This window comes from Cytobacillus sp. FSL M8-0252 (assembly GCF_038007345.1).
GTDB classification, from domain to species: Bacteria; Bacillota; Bacilli; order Bacillales; family Cytobacillaceae; genus Cytobacillus; species Cytobacillus kochii.
This window is the reverse complement of record NZ_JBBOWZ010000001.1, coordinates 4,167,158-4,188,381: the sequence shown is the minus strand read 5'-3', so window position 1 is coordinate 4,188,381 and position 21,224 is coordinate 4,167,158. Positions and strand designations below refer to the sequence as shown.

11 protein-coding genes and 1 pseudogene are annotated in these 21,224 nt (G+C 30.5%); 10 read left to right on the top strand and 2 right to left on the bottom strand.

Annotated elements, in window-relative coordinates; all coding sequences use genetic code 11:
• Positions 1 to 76: 76 nt before the first annotated feature.
• Positions 77 to 1,804 carry a phospho-sugar mutase gene (locus tag MKX83_RS21190; RefSeq protein WP_341057714.1) on the bottom strand — a complete coding sequence of 576 codons (1,728 nt, stop codon included), beginning with the start codon at positions 1,802 to 1,804 and terminating at the stop codon, positions 77 to 79.
• Between the two features lie 1,119 nt (positions 1,805 to 2,923).
• Between MKX83_RS21190 and MKX83_RS21185 the strand changes: the two genes are divergently transcribed.
• From MKX83_RS21185 to tagH, 10 genes and pseudogenes are all read left to right on the top strand, one after another.
• Positions 2,924 to 6,655 carry a GW dipeptide domain-containing protein gene (locus MKX83_RS21185; protein ID WP_341057710.1) on the top strand — a complete coding sequence of 1,244 codons (3,732 nt, stop codon included), beginning with the start codon at positions 2,924 to 2,926 and terminating at the stop codon, positions 6,653 to 6,655.
• A gap of 287 nt (positions 6,656 to 6,942) precedes the next feature.
• Positions 6,943 to 7,830, top strand: coding sequence for a UTP--glucose-1-phosphate uridylyltransferase GalU (galU, locus tag MKX83_RS21180; protein ID WP_341057706.1), 888 nt, complete (start codon positions 6,943 to 6,945; stop codon positions 7,828 to 7,830).
• Between the two features lie 2 nt (positions 7,831 to 7,832).
• Positions 7,833 to 11,300: a CDP-glycerol glycerophosphotransferase family protein gene (locus MKX83_RS21175; protein ID WP_341057699.1), complete on the top strand. Its 3,468-nt coding sequence runs from the start codon at positions 7,833 to 7,835 to the stop codon at positions 11,298 to 11,300.
• A 146-nt stretch (positions 11,301 to 11,446) separates the two neighbouring features.
• Complete coding sequence (locus MKX83_RS21170) at positions 11,447 to 13,012, top strand: glycosyltransferase (protein ID WP_341057696.1); 1,566 nt, start codon at positions 11,447 to 11,449, stop codon at positions 13,010 to 13,012.
• Between the two features lie 46 nt (positions 13,013 to 13,058).
• Positions 13,059 to 14,030 carry a UDP-glucose 4-epimerase GalE gene (gene galE / locus MKX83_RS21165; protein ID WP_341057693.1) on the top strand — a complete coding sequence of 324 codons (972 nt, stop codon included), beginning with the start codon at positions 13,059 to 13,061 and terminating at the stop codon, positions 14,028 to 14,030.
• Positions 14,031 to 14,321: 291 nt separating this feature from the next.
• Positions 14,322 to 14,720, top strand: a complete 399-nt coding sequence (gene tagD / locus MKX83_RS21160; RefSeq protein WP_341057690.1) for a glycerol-3-phosphate cytidylyltransferase — start codon at positions 14,322 to 14,324, stop codon at positions 14,718 to 14,720.
• Positions 14,713 to 15,888 (top strand): CDP-glycerol glycerophosphotransferase family protein, encoded by a 1,176-nt coding sequence (locus MKX83_RS21155; RefSeq protein ID WP_341057688.1) that lies wholly within the window; start codon positions 14,713 to 14,715, stop codon positions 15,886 to 15,888. The genes tagD and MKX83_RS21155 overlap by 8 nt, the downstream gene beginning before the upstream one ends.
• Positions 15,887 to 17,080 (top strand): annotated as a pseudogene (locus tag MKX83_RS21150) (CDP-glycerol glycerophosphotransferase family protein); the annotation flags it as partial. The gene MKX83_RS21155 and the pseudogene MKX83_RS21150, both read left to right, overlap by 2 nt.
• Positions 17,081 to 17,184: 104 nt before the next feature.
• Positions 17,185 to 17,991, top strand: coding sequence for an ABC transporter permease (locus MKX83_RS21145; protein WP_341057683.1), 807 nt, complete (start codon positions 17,185 to 17,187; stop codon positions 17,989 to 17,991).
• 15 nt (positions 17,992 to 18,006) lie between these two features.
• Complete coding sequence (gene tagH / locus MKX83_RS21140; RefSeq protein WP_341057679.1) at positions 18,007 to 18,807, top strand: teichoic acids export ABC transporter ATP-binding subunit TagH; 801 nt, start codon at positions 18,007 to 18,009, stop codon at positions 18,805 to 18,807.
• A gap of 96 nt (positions 18,808 to 18,903) precedes the next feature.
• On the opposite strand, the gene MKX83_RS21135 is transcribed toward tagH, so the two are convergent.
• Positions 18,904 to 21,006: a bifunctional glycosyltransferase/CDP-glycerol:glycerophosphate glycerophosphotransferase gene (locus MKX83_RS21135; RefSeq protein WP_341057676.1), complete on the bottom strand. Its 2,103-nt coding sequence runs from the start codon at positions 21,004 to 21,006 to the stop codon at positions 18,904 to 18,906.
• Between the last annotated feature and the right edge of the window lie 218 nt (positions 21,007 to 21,224).

Here is a 21,224-nt window from a genome sequence, read left to right as displayed (position 1 = left end):
AAAAATACTGTAATGGGGTCAGAGTAAATGACCTCATTACAATACCGAGGTCATTTACTAACTGCAAATCCCCTTCTTATAGATATGAATCAACAATTTGCATGAATTGTGACTGGATTTCAGCTATTTTTAATTTTGTATTTTCTATAGAATTACTATTTACACCAAAATAAAATTTTATCTTCGGTTCTGTACCAGATGGGCGAAGGCATATCCAAGAACCATCTTGTAAAAAGTATTTAAGTACATTCGATTGTGGTAATTGTATTTTTTCTTCTTCCCCGTTTAAAGGATTTCTCTTTGTACTGGTGTGATAATCTTCTATAGAAACTACTGTGAAATTTGTAAGTTGAGGGGGCGAATGTCTAAATTGGTTCATGATTAATTCTATTTTTTCAGACCCCTCTTTCCCTTTTAAAGTTAATGACTTTAATGCTTCTTGATAATATCCTTGTTCCTCATAGATATTTAACAATGCATCATAAAGAGTCATCCCTTTCTGTTTATAAAATGCAGCAGCTTCAACTGAAAGTACGGCAGCTTGTATAGCATCTTTATCACGTACAAAATCACCAACTAAATATCCGTAGCTTTCTTCATAACCGAATAAAAAACTATGGGTACTATCCCTATTATACTCATTTATTTTTTCAGCGATATATTTAAAACCTGTTAATACATCTGATGTTGCTACACCGTATTTTTGTGCAATTGCTCGACCAAGTTCAGAAGTAACAATTGTTTTTAGGATGATACCATTTTCAGGTAATTGACCTTTGTCTCTTTTTTGAGAAAGGATATATTCTAGTAAGATAGCTCCAGTTTGATTTCCGTTTAATAATTTATAATTGCCATCTTTATCTTTAACAGCAATGCCTAATCTATCAGCATCTGGATCAGTTGCAATGAGAATATCTGCATGCTCTTTTTTACCTAAAACAATTGCATGCTCAAACGCAGATTTCTCTTCTGGATTAGGGCTTTGTACAGTTGAAAAATTAGGGTCTGGAAGCTCTTGTTTTTTAACTATTTTAACATGCTTATAATTTAATTCATGTAGTGCAGCTTGAACAGGTATATTTCCGGTACCATGTAATGGCGTATATACAATAGATATGTCGCTCGCATTCCCAATGTAAGGGTTCTCGGATATAGTAGTAACCTTATCGATGTATGCTCTATCTATTTGATCACCTATAATAGTGATGAGTCCATCGGCTATCAAGCGTTCTTCATTTTTCACTGTTATTGCTAGTTCATTATTAATTAATGTTACTTCTTCAATAACCTCGTTTGCGATTTGTGGTGTTAATTGTGCACCATCTTCCCCATATACTTTATATCCATTATACTCTGGGGGGTTATGACTAGCTGTGATGACAATCCCTGCAAATGCATGTAAATACCGCACTGCAAAAGAAAGTTGTGGGGTAGGTGCAAGTTTATCAAAAACATAAGTTTGAATTCCTAAAGAAGCTAAAGATTTAGCAGATTCAAATGCAAATTCCCTAGACATATATCTAGAATCATAAGCAATAACAACCCCACGACTTTTAGCTTCATCACCTTTTTTAAGAATATAATTCCCCAATCCCGTAGATGCTTTTCTGACAGTATATATATTCATACGATTCGTACCTGGTCCCATGATACCCCTCATACCGCCAGTTCCGAATTCTAGATCTTTGTAAAAGGCGTCTTCTAACTGTTTCTCGTTATTTGTTAACTCAATTAATTGTTGTTTCAGTACAAAATCTAAATGCCTACATTCAGCCCAAATTGTTGTTTTTTCTTTCCAGTTCATATTGTAAGACCTCCGAAAATAACCTAGGTGTAAAATGCGGTTGGTTTATTTAAGTAATTATTATATTGAATAACATTAAACAAAACAAATAATTTTATGTTTTAAGAGATGTGAGTGGTATTTTAATGTATCTTTTCCATTTGATAACCTTTTCTCAGCAATAAAGCACCAAATGCCATCTATGGTTTGACCCTTACCAGATATAGTTAATTAATCTATGTTGTTAATAGCACCTAGATAATTTTTTTTGAATGTTAATTATCTTTTATGGTTATATTGGTACGTATGTTTTTAACAATTGCATCAAAATATTATCGTAATTACTTAATAATCGTAAACTGGCACCTTTTTTCTACAACTGCTTGATTAACTTGCCTTTGTCTATTTTACATTCCAAAGTCACCATCAGGATCAACTTTCCTCATTCTTTCATTTGACAGTGCTTCGTCATCATTTAATTGAAACTCAAATTTATTATATAGAGACACACCGCCAACAGCATTCACAATATCTTTAAATCGCCCGCATATTAACTTTAATATAAAGGAATATCTAATAAACTTCTACTGTGGCAAAAGCCATTTCTTTATTTTCAGTCCTAGTAACTCTTGGTATGTTTAGCATTTTAGTTGAGTTCTTTAAAGGTAAGTGTAATCTGTTTCTGACCTTTCTTTGTCGCCTTCTCGTTCATCCACACCCAGTAATAAGACGTAGAATGATTCATATTTTTTTATAAGTGCTTCTTTTGTTCTGTTAGGTGCTTCATTTCGTTCTAAAGGTTGGTGGATAACATCTAAGGAATGATTAAAATCTTTATATTAAACACCTATAGATATAAAAATTATTATAAACATAGTAAAAACTACCTGTAGTACCCTCTTTTTTTTAGTTTTCTTCGGATTACTAGCCTTCATATTTGTCTCCTCCAATTTAGTTTAATCATAATAAATAAATAATAGTTTTTATGGCTTTTTACAAATAACAATTATTTGTAAAAAAGATTTTAGTACTAAAAGCCTGTGTGGATTAGACGATATTAATGATAAGTAATACCTGTTAATCTTATTTTGGGATAATGCCTTAAGGTAATTCAAAAATTAATTTAATTTGGAGGTTGAAATGAAAAAGGTAATAATTATAGCGATATTTATCCTTATTGCTAATCAAGTTACTCCTACTGTTATTTTTGCGAATACAGAAACAACAACAGTAGGTGATTCTCAGATAAATGAAGAGAAGACAACTGATGAAGAGTCATCTTTTATAAATGAAGACGAAGCAAGTGAGGTAAAAGAAAGTTCAGGTCAAGACGATTCAACCGATAAGTTAAGTGATGAAAAGGTTGATGTAGGTGAAGAATATTTAGATAATATTTCTGAAGAACCTGAAGAATTAGAGGAAGAGGAACACATAGATGCTGGTCAAAAAGAAGAAAAGGATAATCTTGATCAAAGCATTGAGGTAGATCATTCTAAGGTAAGCGAAGAAAAGCGGTCTACACCCTTAATAAGAGATAATTTAAACAAAAATATTGTTTCAGAAGTGGTAAAAGAAAGTGTTATAAATAGACTTGGTCAAATAACTAATCAAAAAACCAAAATATACACAAATATAGTAGAGGGTTCATACATAGAGGCTGGAGAGAGATATGTTAATCAAGTTTTTTTCCTTAAGAAACAAGCAAGCTATAAGGGAATCAACTATTATTCTATTAGCACACAGCAAAATAATACAACTAATATAATAGGATGGGTAAAATCATCTGATTTTATGAGTCACCCGTATGAAAAGATAGAAAGTAAAGAGGAACAGCTTTTCATAAATGGTAATGGAAAAGCATATAGTAAAGCCTGGGGTGGTACGAAGGATCTTGTTATAGGAAATTTATCTTCTTATAAGGGATTAGGGTTTAAAGTAAAGAAAGCGGAAAAAGTAGGAAGTAATATCTGGTATCAAGGTACCTTAGAAGGTAAAGAAGTATGGGTACATTCGAGTAGTGTGATAGAACTGAATGAAAGTATTATAAATAGACTTGGTCAAATTACGAATCAAAAAACCAAAATATACACAAATATAGTAGAGGGTTCATACATAGAGGCAGGAGAAAAATATTCTAATCAAGTTTATTATATGAAGAGAAAGGTAAGCTATAAAGGTCTTACTTATTATGCTATTAGTACACAGCCAAATACTACTGAGAATATAATAGGGTGGATAAAATCGACTGATTTGATAAGCCACCCACACGAAGACTTAGAAACTAAAGAACAGCAATTTTCTATAAATGGTAATGGAAAAGCGTATAGTAAAGCGTGGGGAAGTACGAAAGATCTTGTTATAGGAAATCTATCTTCTTATAAGGGATTAGGGTTTACAGTAAAGAAAGCGGAAAAAGTAGGAAGTAATATTTGGTATCAAGGTACTTTAGAAGGTAAAGAAGTATGGGTGCATTCCAGTTCATTAAGTTTAATGAATGAAAGTGTAATTAGTAGATTAGGCCAAATATCTGTCAAAAGTGTTAAAATATATACTGATCTAGTAAATAATAAATATGTTTTAGCCGGTGACAAGTATACGAATGAAGTATTCTATATGAAAAAGCAAGCTATATATAATGGTCAAACTTATTATTTAATAAGTACACAACCAAGTAGTGAACAAGGAGTAATAGGTTGGGTGAAATCAACAGAACTAGTGAGTCACCCTCATATAGGGTTAGATAGCTTATCGAAAACATTCTATATTAAAGGTACAGGTACTGCGTATAATAAAACATGGGGTGGTACTAAAAATATAGTATATTCCAGTTTAGCATCGTACAAAGGTGATGAAATTACTGTTAACAAAACAGAAAGAGTCGGTAGTAACATATGGTATAGAGGAACGATAAATGGAAAATTAGTGTGGGTTCATGAGAGTTCGTTAGTCAAAGTAAACGAAGAGAGAATAAGTCGAGTTGGTCAAATTAATAATGAGAAAGTCAAAATATATACTGATTTATTATCAGACAAATATATCACAGCTGGCCAACAATATACTGGTCAAGTTTATTTTCTGAAGAAAAAGGCGAATTATAATGGAAATACCTATTATTCTATTAGTATAGAGCCAAATGGTACAGATGAAATTATTGGTTGGGTAAAATCAACAGACTTTATGAGTCATCCGCATGAAGAGTTAGATAGTAAAGATAAACATTTTTTTATCACTGGTAATGGAAAAGCGTATAGTAAAGCGTGGGGAAGTACGAAAGATCTTGTTATAGGAAATCTATCTTCTTATAAGGGATTAGGGTTTACAGTAAAGAAAGCGGAAAAAGTAGGAAGTAATATTTGGTATCAAGGTACTTTAGAAGGTAAAGAAGTATGGGTGCATTCCAGTTCATTAAGTTTAATGAATGAAAGTGTAATTAGTAGATTAGGCCAAATATCTGTCAAAAGTGTTAAAATATATACTGATCTAGTAAATAATAAATATGTTTTAGCCGGTGACAAGTATACGAATGAAGTATTCTATATGAAAAAGCAAGCTATATATAATGGTCAAACTTATTATTTAATAAGTACACAACCAAGTAGTGAACAAGGAGTAATAGGTTGGGTGAAATCAACAGAACTAGTGAGTCACCCTCATATAGGGTTAGATAGCTTATCGAAAACATTCTATATTAAAGGTACAGGTACTGCGTATAATAAAACATGGGGTGGTACTAAAAATATAGTATATTCCAGTTTAGCATCGTACAAAGGTGATAAAATTACTGTTAACAAAACAGAAAGGGTCGGTAGTAACATATGGTATAGAGGTTCATTGAATGGAAAGACCGTGTGGATACATGAAAATTTTCTTAGTGATAAACCTCTCAAAACAGTTATTCAACAATATACCAACTATAATTTAAGTTTTGACAGAATGTCCAAAATTCAAATGTCTGCTGCTCCCATGACAGATAAACGTTATAAGTTATGGGTAAGAGAAGATGCCTTCAAGGTCAATAGTATAGCGAATGGGAAAGCTGTCATTGAAGGAGATAATTGGAATCTAAGAAGAGGACCAGGTACATCATTCTTATCAGGCGGAAAGGTTAGTAATGGTAAAGTAGTCACTCTACACGCAAGTGTTAAGGGAACAGATGGATATACATGGTACCACGTAGATAACACTTCAGGATGGGTTACACCAGATCAAGCTGATTTAAACTATTATCTTAATTCTAATAATTTTATCGGTGATTTAAAAAATTCGCTCCAATTTTTGAAACTATCAACTGCTGCAAATGTTGATGTAAATGAAGTAAATACTAAAGTTCTTTCAAACAAAGGTATTCTTACAAACACTGCAAAATTATTTATTGAAGCAGGGGAAATGTATAATGTTAACGAAATTTATCTAATCTCTCATGCTTTACTTGAAACTGGAAATGGTAAGTCAAGTTTAGCTAATGGGATTGAAGTAGGAATTGATAGAAACGGAAATGCTAAAATGGTAACAACTTCAAATAAAAGTAGCTTATCAAATATTAAAAAAACTTATAATATGTTTGGAATAGGAGCAAAAGATTCATGTGCATTAGAATGTGGATCGGTTTATGCATATGAATCTGGGTGGTTCTCACCTGAGTCAGCAATAATTGGTGGTGCAGCATTTATTGGAAATGGCTATGTTGACAGAGGTCAAGATACACTGTATAAAATGAGATGGAATCCATCCTTTGCAGAAAGAAATAATTATGCTTCTCACCAATATGCAACAGATATTGGTTGGGCATTTAAACAAACTAGTAAAATGTATGAGATTTATAGTATGCTAGATTCTTATATAATAATACTAGATATTCCAAAGTATAAATAACACTATATTTAAGCTATCTTAACTATTCGAACAAATCGGATGTTAAGGTGGCTTTTGTGTGTCTAGAAAAGGAGTTATTTGACAATGAAGATGGTTAGATTAAAATTCTAAAATACCTATTTTTGTGATAAGATATTAATCGTTGATGAGTTTTGGGTATGGATAGATTTTTTTATTTATTATTAATCTAAACTTTTTTATGTATATTGGCATCAAAATTGTCTAATTAGCAAATTCTATTTTTATTAATAATATAGCCATGTACTTTATTTAAGGAGGATAAAATCATGAAGAAGATAAGAAAAGCAATAATTCCCGCTGCTGGATTAGGGACTAGATTTTTACCTGCAACAAAGGCAATGCCTAAAGAAATGCTACCTATCGTGGATAAACCAACTATTCAATATATTATCGAAGAAGCTGTTGCTTCTGGTATTGAAGACATAATAATTGTAACCGGTAAAAATAAACGTGCAATCGAGGATCACTTTGATAATGCACCTGAGCTAGAGAGGAATTTGGAAGAAAAGGGTAAAATAGAAATATTAGAGAAGGTTCGTCACTCATCAAACTTAGCTAATATACACTATATTCGTCAAAAAGAACCAATGGGTTTAGGTCATGCAGTCTGGTGTGCAAGAAATTTTATTGGTGAAGAGCCTTTTGCTGTGTTATTAGGAGATGATATAGTCCAAAGCGACATTCCTTGCGTACAACAGTTAATAAATCAATATGAAGAAACACAATCATCTATTATAGGTGTTCAACAGGTCCCGGAAAGTGAAACTCATAGATATGGAATTATCGATCCAAAGCAAAAAAATGGCCGTTTATACAATGTGAATAAGTTTGTTGAAAAACCCACACAAGGTACAGCTCCATCAAATCTAGCTATCATGGGAAGATATGTTTTAACATCAGATATCTTTGATATTCTTGATAATATAGGTACAGGCGCAGGTGGAGAGATACAGTTGACAGATGCAATACAAACTTTAAGTGAATCACAAAATGTGTTTGCTTATGATTTTGAAGGAAAAAGGTTTGATGTTGGAGAAAAGCTTGGCTTTGTAAAAACAACGTTAGAATTCGCTTTACAGCATGAAGAATTAAAACATGATGTTTTGAAAATAATGGAAGAATTACTAAACGATGTTAGTACTGAGGTGAAATAGCTTTGAATAAGCCAAAACTAAGTGTGATAGTTCCAATCTATAATGTTGAAAAATATTTAGCTGAATGTATTCAATCCTTGTTAAATCAAACATTGAAAGACATCGAGATCATATTGGTAAATGATGGATCTAAAGATGAAAGTGGAAAGATTGCAGATTATTATGCTGAGAATTTTGAAAATGTGACTGTGTATCATAAAGTTAATGGAGGTCTTGGGCAAGCTAGGAATTATGGTATGCAGTTTGCAAATGGAGATTATATTGCTTTTGTAGACTCTGATGATTATCTCACTGAAGACGCCTATCAAAAGCTTTATAATTCTATAAGTAAAACTGGATCCGATATTGCAATTGGTAACGTAGTAAGATTTAATTCTACAAAGGTTTATCCTTCAGTTTTACACCAGAAAGTTTTTACTGAAGATAAAGTAAAGGCGCATATATCTAGAGATCCTGAATTAATTAATGATACCACTGCATGGAACAAGATATTTAAAAAAGCATTTTGGGATAATCACCAATTAACTTTTCCTGAAGGAATGTTATATGAGGATTTACCTGTCACAATACCAGCTCACTTTTTAGCAAGTTCGGTTGATGTTATTTCAGATGTGATTTATTACTGGAGAGCACGAGATAATGGTGATCAATCAATAACCCAACAAAGAACTGATCTAAAAAATCTAACTGATCGTTTAAAAGCCGTAAAAATGGTAGATGATTACTTTTCTGAAAATGTAACATCACAAGAGTTAAACAATATTAAAGATTATAAGATGTTAAGTACAGATTTGTTGGTATATCTCAACCAACTAGATGTAGCAGACGATGACTATATTGTAACCTATTTAGATGAGGTCTCAAATTATCTAGAGACAGTAAACTCTGGTGCTTTTAATAAACTGAAGGCTATAGACCGTTTGAAATATTATTTTGTAAAGAAAAAAGACAAAGAGAAATTACTTGATGTCTTGTCATTTCAAAAAACAAAATTAAAGTATTCAAAGATAGAAAAATTCGGTGAAGATTATTATGGAAACTACCCATATAAAGATGAAGTTCCAAAAGAATTTTTAAAAGTTACAAATGAATTAATAGTAAAAAGAAAAATTGAATCAATGAAATGGACAGAAAACAACTTAACTATTAAGGGTTTTTGCTATATCAAAGATATTGATATCAAACAGCGGAAGCAAATGAGCATTAAAGCAACTTTAATGAATGAGGAAACTGGAGAAACAGTTAAACTAGAAAATCTTCGACAAAAGGTAAGGAAAGACATCACAAATAAATTTGGGGTGGACATATCAGATAAATTGCCATTGAAAAGACTTTATAATTACGATTGGTCCGGTTGGGAGCTAGATATAGACTTTTCAAATCCGAATATTTTTAACATGTCTAATGGAAAGATGGCTATTATTCTTACGTTAAATGCTGGCGGAGTGGAGAGAGAAATTTCACTTGGATCACCGGTTAAAGGGCGTGTTTCAAAACCTAAATATCGTATTATTAACGATTCTGTGATTTTCTTGAAGTACAATGCGGCATGGGATTTAGTAATACAAAAAGATGAACTACTAACTAAAGTGAACCGGATTGAACTTACACCATCATATTTAAAAATAATAGGGTTCACAAAGTTACCATTGTTAGAAAGTCAGTTATGTTTAAAAAATTACAGAGTGGATAAAGAGTTGCTTATAAATTTAGAGGAAACAGTTATAGACAAAGACTCAAATTTTGAAGCAAACATTTTGATATCAGACCTAGGTGAAGCCAATATAAGGGGTGAATGGTTTGGTCACATTTTTTACGATAATGAATACACTCCTTTAACTACAGACATTGAACTTTATGGTGAAAAATGGACACTCGGTGAAAATGAATTGAAAATATCTCACAGTCCTGCGGGTAATTTATATTTGCCAATTGGTGATTTTACTGTAGATATAAATGAAGTAAAATATGATGAGAAGAATATATTACTTCATTTATTGGTAGCAAAAGGGTATATAAGTGAAAATTCGGATTGCCAATTAGTGTTAAAAAACAATAAATTAAACGAGGAAGTAAAAATCAATACTCGTAAAATTGAACAATCTGATGAAAAAGTAATACTAAAAGCTATTATTGAACCTCTAAGTCTTCAAGGTGACCTTAGTGAAGGGACTTGGGGTATCTATTTGGAAAATCATGATAAAACTAGACTTGATAGAGTAATATTTGATCTAGAAAACATAGATAGAAAATCAAGAACCTACCGAAATATAAAGTATGTTCTTAAGAGAACTAAAAAGAATAATAAAGCAAGTTTGGTTATTAAAAGAGAATGGAGTTGGATTGAAAGAGGTCCAAGGAGACAAGAAATAATAAAGAAAGTGTTATACCCATTAATGAGGTATTTACCAAAAAGAAATAATTCTATTGTTTTTGAAAGTTATTGGGGAAAATCATTTAATTGTAATCCGAGAGCACTATATGAGTATATTGATGAGAATTACAAAGATTTTGAATCAATATGGTTCTTAAAAAATACTGAAACAAGAATTAATGGTTCTGGTAAGAAAATTCGTATAAATTCTCTCAAATATTATTATTATTTAGCTACAGCAAAATATTTTGTTAATAATGTAAACTTCCCTGATTTTTATAAAAAAAGGTCAGGATCTAAGGAACTTCAAACTATGCATGGAACACCTTTAAAAACCCTTGGACTGGATGTACCAGGAGATGTAGATACAGAACCTAAACGCTCGAAATATCTTAATAGATGTTCTAGATGGGATTATTTGACTGTTCCGAGTGATTATGTAGAGGACATTGCTAAGCGAGCTTTTGAATATGATCAAGAAGTGTTAAAGGTTGGGTACCCTAGAAATGATAGGCTTTTCACAAACAATAATGTAAAATTTATTGACACAGTAAAATCTGAATTAAATATTCCACTAAACAAAAAAATAGTCCTATATGCACCAACTTGGAGAATAAAAAATAAATTTAATGTGGAAATGGATTTAGAAAAACTAAAAAGAGAACTTGGAGATGAATATATAATTTTATTTAAGTTACATCATTTTGTAGCTGATTCTGTACAATTGCCAAATGATGAATTTGTCTATAATGTTTCTAAGTATGATGACATAAGAGACTTGTACCTTATATCGGACATGCTTATAACTGATTACTCTTCTGTAATGTTTGACTATGCTATTTTAGATAAACCACAAATTATATTTGCTTATGACTTAGACAATTATCGAAATAATTTAAGAGGGATGTATCTAGATATCACAGAGTATGCACCTGGACCAATTACTAAAGATACTGATGAGTTAATAAGAGCTATTAAAAATATTGAAAAGTACGAAGAAGAATACGCAATACAAATAAGCCGTTTTAAAGAAAAGTTTTGTCAATATGACGATGGTCATGCATCTGAAAGAATAACAGCGAAGTTTTTAAAATAAAAGCAGGAATTTATTCCTGCTTTTAAATTTAGTTTAAATGCTCTAAAATTTTGACGTAGTTACTTTTTTTATGACATAATCATCTTGCATAATGTTTTAAATTTCATGTGGATAAAATAATATTCCAAGATGAGGGGAAAGAATATATGAGGACAATTTATAACCTACTTAACAGTATTGATGTTAACCGTGGAGGGTTAACCAGAGTTATGTTTGAGAGGTCATCATATTTAGCAGAAAAAGGTTATGATACAAAATTATTGACTATAGACTATTCGACACGATACGAACAAATTGAAAAGGAACTTCACAATTCAGGTAGGTTATCCAACAAAGTAAAAATAATAAATATCTTTGACTTTTATAAGAAGAAGAATACGCGTGGTAATATGACTCTTCAACAAATCGAAGATTATACGAGTTTAAATAAATTAAATGAAGATGACTATTTTATTGAAAATAAATTTTATGAAAATCGAGAAGCCAGATACTTTGATAAAAAAGGACACTATGTAAAATATAAAAAATGGTCTAAGGACGGTTACTTAGTTTTTATGGATTATTTCGATGAAACAAGAGCGAAGGTCAAAAGAGAATTGTATGATCCAAAAGGCTTTATTCAAAAAGTAGTATATTTTGATAAGTTTAAAGCAGTACCAAAACAAGAGATATATTATACAGAAGATGGTTTTTGTTACTTAAATATTCAATTGAATATAGAATCTAAAAAGCCATATTTGATATTTTTATTTGATAGAACATCGAATAATGTTCTATCATTTGGTACTAGTAATCCCAATTTATTATTCCATTCACATTGGCTAAATGAGATTTGTGATAATCATGACAAGAAACCATTTATCATTAACGATGGAATTTTTCTCACTCATACGTTAATGAAGTTAGATAAAGATAAGGCATATAGAATCGGCACTATTCATACTAATCATTTTGATACACCATTTACGTATGGGTCACCTTTAAGAAAAAGTCACATCCACCTACTGGAAAATTACAATAATTTAGATGCTTTAGTGCTTTTAACAGAGAACCAAAGGCAGATGGTTGTTAAACAGTTTGGTTATCCAGAAAAAACATATGTTATACCGAACTCCACCAATACAGACCCAAAAATAAGATATAAGGGACAAAAGGATCATAATATTATTTCTATGGTTGGTCGTTATCATAAGGATAAGATCATGCATGAGGCTATTAATGCCTTTAATCGGATCCACCAAAATCACCCAAATGTTATATTTAACCTTTATGGGACAGGGCCAGAAGAAGAAGCATTAAGGATATTAGTGGATAATCTAGGACTAAATGAAAAAGTAATAATAAATCCATACACAACTGATTTAGAAGAAGTTTATGGAAAATCGTTATTTACAGTCTTGACCTCTAAATATGAAGGTTTTGGACTAGTTATATTAGAATCTATGTTCCAATCTACACCTGTAATCAGTTATGATGCTCCATTTGGGCCAAAAGATATAATAGATGATGGCTTAAATGGTGTTATTATCCATTCTAATTCAGAAAAAGAGCTTGCCGATCAAATGAGTGAACTCCTAGCATCACCTAATAGAGCTATTAAGATGGGTGAAAATGCTTATGAGAAAGTTATAAAAAACTATACAAAAGAAATAACACAACTGAAATGGCTAGATTTATTTGATGAAATTTTGGAGAAAGAAAAGAATATATAAAAGTGACAATAAAAGCTTAAAACATAAATAAAGGACTGAATTTAAAATGATATTAGTCGTAGGTGGAGCAGGATATATAGGTAGTCACCTAGTTAAAGAATTAATCAAAACTAAGGAAGTAGTTGTCTTAGATAATTTATCTACAGGCTTTAGGTCATTAGTTGATAATAAGGCATTGTTTGTAGAAGGTGATATTGGAAATGTTGAGGTTTTAAATCGAATTTTTACTGAATATAAAATTGAAGCAGTGATGCATTTTGCAGCTAATAGTCTTGTAGGTGAATCGGTAAAAAACCCTTATAAATATTATCAAAATAATGTTTCATCTACTTTGAACTTATTAAATACAATGATTAGATACAACGTAACTAATTTTATTTTTTCGTCAACAGCTGCTACCTATGGTATTCCAGATGTTGATATTATAGATGAATCTACATCTACAAACCCAATTAACCCGTATGGTAAATCAAAGTTGATGGTGGAGGAAATATTAGAAGATTTTTCTAATGCATATTCTCTCAATTATGTAATATTGAGGTACTTTAATGCTGCAGGAGCACATAACTCGGGTGATATAGGAGAAAATCATAATCCAGAAACGCACTTGATACCAATTATATTAAGACATTTGTTAGGTGAAACAGAAAGTATATCAGTTTTTGGTACTGATTATAATACTGAAGATGGCAGTTGTATTCGAGATTATATACATGTTACGGATTTATCATCAGCTCATATATTGGCATTGAATGCTTTGTTAGATAAAAAGGTTGAAAGGTCGACTTATAATTTAGGTAACGGTTTGGGTTATTCTGTAAAAGAGGTCATTAAGACTTGCGAAAATGTAACAAAGAGAAAAGCTAATGTCATTGAAACGGAAAGGCGTTTAGGAGACCCGGCGAGGTTAGTTGCTTCATCGACAAAGATATTTGACGAATTAGGTTGGAAAGCTCGATACGATTTAGAAAGTATTATTACTTCCGCATGGAAGTGGCATAGTCAAAACAAGTTGTAGAAACTAAGTCTTGTATTGAAATAAGAAGTTGTTGATATCGTTAAAGTCTAAGTAATATAACAATGTAAATTGGTTTTATTTACATTGTTATATTACTGGAATTAACTATGTTTCTTATTGTATACTGGAATTTGTATGATATAACTATAGAAAATGATATTATTCGAAAATGATATTATTCGAAAATGATATTTTATAGAAATATAGAAGTAACTAATATGTAAAAGTAATTAGATATGATTAATGTAGGGTATATAATTATTGATATTCTACAAGGGAGGTAAGGCAATAATGCGTAAAGTTATCACTTATGGAACTTTTGATTTACTCCACTGGGGTCATATAAATATTTTGAAGAGAGCGAAAGAACTGGGAGATTATCTAATCGTTGCGATTTCATCTGATGAATTTAATGAAATTAAAGGAAAAAAAGCTTATCATAGTTTTGAAAATAGAAAAATGATATTGGAATCAATTCGTTATGTCGATGAAGTAATTGCTGAGGATAATTGGGAACAGAAGGTTAACGATGTTAAGAAGCATGATATCGATGTATTTGTTATGGGTGATGATTGGGAAGGTGAATTTGATTTCCTAAACGACCAATGTGAAGTAGTTTATTTACCACGAACGGTAGGTATTTCTACTAGTAAAATTAAGAAAGATTTACTGAAAGTTAATAATGGCTAGAGAAATAATTATTTCTATTTATCTATTATTCTTTAAAATACTATTTAATGTATTTAAATTATTTCCTTTAAGGAAAAAAACTACTTTTATTTTATCATTTGTAGATAATGGATGGCATGTATATAACCAACTGCTAAAGGAAGGCTATTCAGGAGAAATAGTATTTTTAGAAAGCAGAAAGTTAAACCTAAATAACATTGTGACAAACAATGAAAAGGTGTATCGATTTGAAACGTATCATATCTTTGATACGTTTTTCTCAATTTATCATATAGCTACTTCAACTCATATCATCATTGATAATTATTATGGTTTTTTATCAGAGGTTGAATTTAAAGAAGAAGCTACTTGTATTCAAGTATGGCACGCAGCTGGTGCAATTAAAAAATTCGGACTAAAGGACCCATCTATTAAGGGGCGTTCAGAAAATGCGAAGAGAAGATTCAGGAACGTTTATGAAAAGTTTGATCATGTAGTAGTAGGCACTGATAAAATGGCTGAGATTTATTACTCTGCATTTGGCGTAGATGAAAAAAAAATACTTAAAACGGGTATACCACGAACTGACTATTTTTATAATGAAATTGCAGAGACAGAAGTTAAGAGAAAGCTATATAATGATTATCCTCAGTTAATGAATAAAAAGGTAATATTATATGCGCCAACTTATCGTGAGAAAGATTTATCTCATTTCAATCTTAAAATTGATTTAGAAAATATGTTAAGTAATCTGGCGGACGATTATATATTAATTCTAAAGTTACATCCTGAAATTGAAAATAATAATAAAATTCCTGAACAACTAGGAAAAAAAGTATTAGATTTATCAGGTGAATATAAAGTTAATGATTTATTGTTTATTACAGATTATTTAATTACAGATTATTCTTCCATCCCTTTTGAGTTTTCTTTATTTGAAAAGCCAATGATTTTTTATGCACATGATTTAGATGCATATGAAAAGGAGCGGGGATTTTGGCAGGTATATGAATCTTTTGTACCTGGCCCAATTGTAAAAGATACAGATGGTATTATTAATGCAATAAAAAGAAATGACTTCGATATTATGCAAATCAAAGCATTTAAAAATGTGTGGAATGAGTATTCTCTAGGGGAATCTAGTCTAAATTTAATAAGGAAAATCTATAATAAGAATGATTTTTACTAGGAGTAGAGTAGTGACTAAACTAAAAAAGTTTTTATCACCGTTATTAATTTCAATATATAAAATCCTCTTTATTGTTATAGGTAAATTACCTGTTAAGAGGAACTTGGTCGTTTTTGAAAGCTTTTTAGGTAAACAATATAGTTGCAACCCAAGAGCAATTTATGAATATATGTTCACGAACTTACCGAAATATAAGCTGATATGGAGTGTCGATCCAAGAAGTGTTTCACAATTTAAAAAACGTGAAATTCCTTTCGTGAAAAGGTTTTCTATTCCTTGGTTATTTCGGTTAGCGAGAGCAGAGTACTGGGTTACTAATAGCAGAATGCCAGTATGGCTACCAAAACCCAAACATACAACTTATGTGCAGACATGGCATGGTACTCCTTTGAAAAAGTTAGCTTTTGATTTAGAAACAATTTATATGGCCGGTACTAATACAGAGAATTATAAGAAATCCTTTTATACAGAATCACGAAACTGGGATTATTTAATTGCTGCAAATCAATACTCTAGTGATATTTTTAGAAGCGCATTTAAATTTAGTGAAAGTATGCTGGTTACAGGTTATCCTCGTAATGATTTTCTAGTGAATAACAAAATTGAGAAATCAAATATAATAAGAAAATTAAGTTTGCCAAAAGATAAAAAGATTCTTTTATATGCACCCACATGGAGAGATGATCAGTATCATTCAGCAGGTCGATATAAACTGGAATTGGAGTTAGATCTTAAGAAACTAAGAGATGAATTAGGAGAAGAGTATATTGTAATTTTACGAACGCATTATTTAGTTTCTGAGCATATTGATTTATCTAACCTTGAAGAGTTTGTATATGATTGTTCTTCTTATGAAGATATAAGAGACCTGTATATAATCGCAGATGTTCTTATTACAGACTATTCATCTGTTTTTTTTGATTTTCTCAACCTTGGTCGTCCTATTATATTCTTTGTCTATGATATTGAGACATATCGCGATAAATTACGTGGTTTTTATTTCAATTTTTTAGAGCAAGCGCCCGGCCCGTTGGTAAAAACAACCGACGAAGTAATTGAATATATTAGGAAATATGAAGTGGATCAATCATTGCCTTCAACTTTCCATTCGTTTTATGAAAAGTTTTGCTACTTGGAAGATGGAGAAGCAACTAAGAGAGTAGTCGATGAAGTTTTCAATAAAGCAAAATAATGCTTTTGGTTGTATCAAATGATTTGATTTCGTATAATATCTTTGGTGGCTTAGAAGTTGTAATTGTTTTGAATTTAAGTTGTTTTAGGAAGGAATACTAATTTATGAGCGCTATGATGACAGTCATTAAAGAGCAAATAGCCAATTTTTATTTAATCCGACGCCTTTCTTTGTATGAGTTAAAGAGCAGTAATAACAATAATTATCTAGGTATGCTTTGGGAATTACTCAATCCAGGTATACAGATTACTATTTTTTGGTTTGTATTTGGCTATGGGATACGTGGGGGAAGTGATGTAGACGGTGTTCCCTTTTTTCATTGGATGGTAGCAGGTTTGATTGTATGGTTCTTTATCAATCCCTCTATCTCACAAGGATCTAAATCAATATATTCAAGAATAAAAATGATATCAAAAATGAGCTTTCCAATGAGCGTTATACCAACTTATGTAATATTTTCTAAATTATATCCTCATATTGCTCTAACTATTATTATTACAATAATTTTTCAATTTTCTGGTTTTCCTATAAGTGTTTATTATTTACAGGTCCCATATTTCATGTTTGCTTCGGTTATTTTATTATTAGCAATTTCATTAATAACCTCTACATTATCAACAATTGTTAGAGATGTGCAGCAGATTATCCAAGCTTTATTAAGAATAATGATTTATATGTTACCAATCTTATGGGTTACATTTAAGTTGCCAGAAAGCCTTCAAGCAGTTATGAAATTGAATCCTGTTTACTATCTAGTTGAAGGGTATAGACATGCTTTATTAGGACAAGGATGGTATATTACAGAAAGTATATCTTACACATTGTATTTCTGGTTAATCGTTTTGGTATTATTCTTTATCGGTTCAATATTACATTTGAAATTTAGAAGACATTTTATTGATTTCTTATAATGAGGAAGTGTTGATATGGATAAATCAGTTATAGTAGAGAATGTAACAAAAAAATATAAGCTGTATCAAAATCCTTCAGAAAAATTATTAGATATCATCTTACCTAAAAGTTATGGCGAGGATTTTTATGCTTTAAGAAATGTCAGTTTTGAAGCTAATAAGGGTGACATAATAGGTTTTGTAGGAGTTAATGGTTCTGGGAAATCAACACTCTCAAATGTAATTGCTGGCGTTGTACCTCAAACAGAAGGAACAATTAAAATTAATGGTCAGCCGTCTTTAATAGCTGTCTCTGCTGGTCTAAACAATCAGCTTACTGGTAGAGAAAATATTGAACTAAAATGTTTAATGTTAGGGTTTAGTAAGAAGGATATAAAAAACTTAGAACCAAGTATTATTGAATTTGCAGAGTTAGACAAATTTATTGATCAGCCAGTTAAGTCATATTCCAGCGGGATGAAATCCCGCCTCGGGTTTTCTATTTCTGTGCATACTGATCCAGATGTATTAATAATAGATGAGGCATTGTCAGTGGGAGATAAGGCATTTGCGGAGAAATGTTTAGACAAGATGAATGAATTTAAATCTCAAGGGAAAACGATGTTTTTCATCAGTCATTCAATAGGTCAAATGAAACAGTTTTGTGAAAAAGCTATCTGGCTTGAGTATGGACAAATTCGAATGTATGGAGAAGTAAATAATGTCATTCCTGAATATGAAAAGTTTTTGAATGAATATAAAAAAATGACTAGTGAAGAGAAGAAAGAATACAGGGATAATTCATTAAAGAAACAAGGAGAATTAAATTTAGTTTAAAAAAGTTCATTTGTTCCTCTCTTGAGGAACAAATGAACTTTTTATTTTTAGATTATGGTGAATCCGAATACTATTTATGGGAATTTGTAATGTGATTTATTTGAACACTTCATCAACAATCTTTTCTGAAGCATTCCCATTTTCCCATGAACAGTACTTTTCGTAAAATGCTTCGTATTTTGGCAAGAATTCTGCCTGCACTTTATCGATATTTTGAATGGCATTAATTATTTCATTAGTTGTTTTCAACAATGGACCAGGTACTTCTTTTTCCATGTCTATATAAAATCCCCTTAAAGTGTCACGATACTTTTCTAAGTCATAGGTATAAAACAATATAGGTCGCTTCAAGTTAGCATAATCAAAAAATACAGATGAATAATCAGTTATCAAGATATCTGATATTAAATACAAGTCAGCTATATCATCGTACTTCGATAAGTTAAATACAAAATCTTTAAAGTTACTTGTATCAATGTTATCAGCAATAAAATAATGCATTCTTAGTAAAATAACATATTCATCTCCTAGTGTCTGCTTCATTTTTTCAAGATCTAATTTTAATTGAAATTTATATTTTCCTGGAGCATAGAAATCATCATCCCGCCAGGTAGGAGCATAGGTGATTATCTTTTTATCTAAGGGAATGTTTAATTTTCTTTTAACTTTAATTGAAAATAGATCTTTATCAGGATGATGTAAGACATCATTTCTAGGATAACCAAATTCAAGCATTCTCTTTTCAAATTTAAATGCTCTCTTAAAAATGTCACTTGAATATTTATTTGCTGCTATCAAGTAATCCCATCTTCTAGATTGTTTATAAAAATGTTCTTTATACTTTGGATTTGCAGAATATACTTCATTCATATCAAACACTAGTTTCTTCAGAGGTGTTCCATGCCATGTCTGTAAGTAAATATTTCCTTCTCTTTTATTAAGGTGTAAAGGCATTCTGGAATTACTAACCCAATATTTGGAGGTAGCTAAGTAATAGTAATATTTAAGGCTAAACCTCTTAATTTGTTTTGCGTTACCTGGTATTCTTTTTCTTTCATTAAATATCCAAACAAAATTAAAGTCTTTATTATTCAGTAACATGTATTCATACAAATTTTTTGGACTATCGGAGTAATTTTTACCTAAAAAGCTTTCAAATACTACCGTCTTTTTCTTTAAAGGAAGTTTAGTTAATAGTTTTTTATACAGGAATATTTTAAATTTTGTACGGCCAGATAATGCAATTTTTATATCTTTTAGAATCCTTTCTAGTCTATTGTATACTTGAAACATTTTTTGATTTTGCCTTTTTAGTTGAGTGATTTGTATGTTTATAAATGGATTATTTTGTTTTTTTATATCCTCCATCTTATCAAACGCTCTAATCAAATTTTGATATATTTCGAAGTCATTGAAAATGTTAAAATGGTTTTTTCTATAGTATTTTAATAATTGATTATCTAAAAATTCATTTATTATTTTGTTACTATGGTTTTTCAATTTTAAATTAATATATAAATTTAAAAAATCATGCGCTTGTATTTTTGTATCCATTTGCAGTAAGGAAGGGTTACTTATTGGATCATTTCTTAATCTAGAATAATAATGTGCCCCTTGGCAAACAAGAATAGAAGATGTTATATCTTCTTTGAGAACATTTACTATAAATGACATATCTGTATAAAAGTGAAAATCTTCATTAAAAATAATGTTATTTGCCTTAATCCAACTAGAGTCTAAAAGGCAGTTCAAAATAGATAAATCATTGAATGCTTTATTTACTTTTACCTTTGTTATTAAATCTTGTACAGGATATTCATCTATTTCATCCACGTTTTTAATTCTAATTGTGTTACCAAAAATATAATGTGAATTGTTAATGTTAGATATGAGTTCTTTAAGTGTGTTTGAAGAAATCAAATCATCACTATCAAGAAAATATATATATTCTCCAGTAGCATGGTCTAATCCCTTATTACGGGCATAACCTACTCCTTTGTTTTCGTTTAAATAAATTATTTTTACATTTGAGTATGTTTTATAAGGGTATAATGCCTCCTTTACCTTTTCATTAGTAGATCCATCATCTATTATTATAAGTTCGATATTAGAATAAGTTTGATTTAGAACTGAGGTAATCGAATCAGATAAAAACTCAGCAGTATTAAACACTGGTATGATTACCGATATTTTCTTCATTTTAAAGTTCTCCTTTTAATTTAATCCTATTTATTTTAACATTAATTTGTTTATAAAATGTAAATGCCATAAAAAATCAAAAATTGTAATCAATTAGTTAAACATTGATAATTAAACAAATAATTGATAGAAAAAAGATAAGCGGTAAGATTATAAAAATTATACTTCTATTTTTAACACCTCCTATAGTAAAATTCCAAATTCCCCATATAATAAAT

What these genes read in the sequence shown, in the direction of transcription:
- galE (WP_341057693.1), top strand. Translation starts at nt 13,059, where the DNA reads ATGATATTAGTCGTAGGTGGAGCAGGATATATAGGTAGTCACCTAGTT.
- galU (WP_341057706.1), top strand. Translation starts at nt 6,943, where the DNA reads ATGAAGAAGATAAGAAAAGCAATAATTCCCGCTGCTGGATTAGGGACT.
- MKX83_RS21145 (WP_341057683.1), top strand. Translation starts at nt 17,185, where the DNA reads ATGAGCGCTATGATGACAGTCATTAAAGAGCAAATAGCCAATTTTTAT.
- MKX83_RS21185 (WP_341057710.1), top strand. Translation starts at nt 2,924, where the DNA reads ATGAAAAAGGTAATAATTATAGCGATATTTATCCTTATTGCTAATCAA.
- MKX83_RS21135 (WP_341057676.1), bottom strand. Translation starts at nt 21,006, where the DNA reads ATGAAGAAAATATCGGTAATCATACCAGTGTTTAATACTGCTGAGTTT.
- MKX83_RS21155 (WP_341057688.1), top strand. Translation starts at nt 14,713, where the DNA reads ATGGCTAGAGAAATAATTATTTCTATTTATCTATTATTCTTTAAAATA.
- tagD (WP_341057690.1), top strand. Translation starts at nt 14,322, where the DNA reads ATGCGTAAAGTTATCACTTATGGAACTTTTGATTTACTCCACTGGGGT.
- MKX83_RS21190 (WP_341057714.1), bottom strand. Translation starts at nt 1,804, where the DNA reads ATGAACTGGAAAGAAAAAACAACAATTTGGGCTGAATGTAGGCATTTA.
- tagH (WP_341057679.1), top strand. Translation starts at nt 18,007, where the DNA reads ATGGATAAATCAGTTATAGTAGAGAATGTAACAAAAAAATATAAGCTG.
- MKX83_RS21170 (WP_341057696.1), top strand. Translation starts at nt 11,447, where the DNA reads ATGAGGACAATTTATAACCTACTTAACAGTATTGATGTTAACCGTGGA.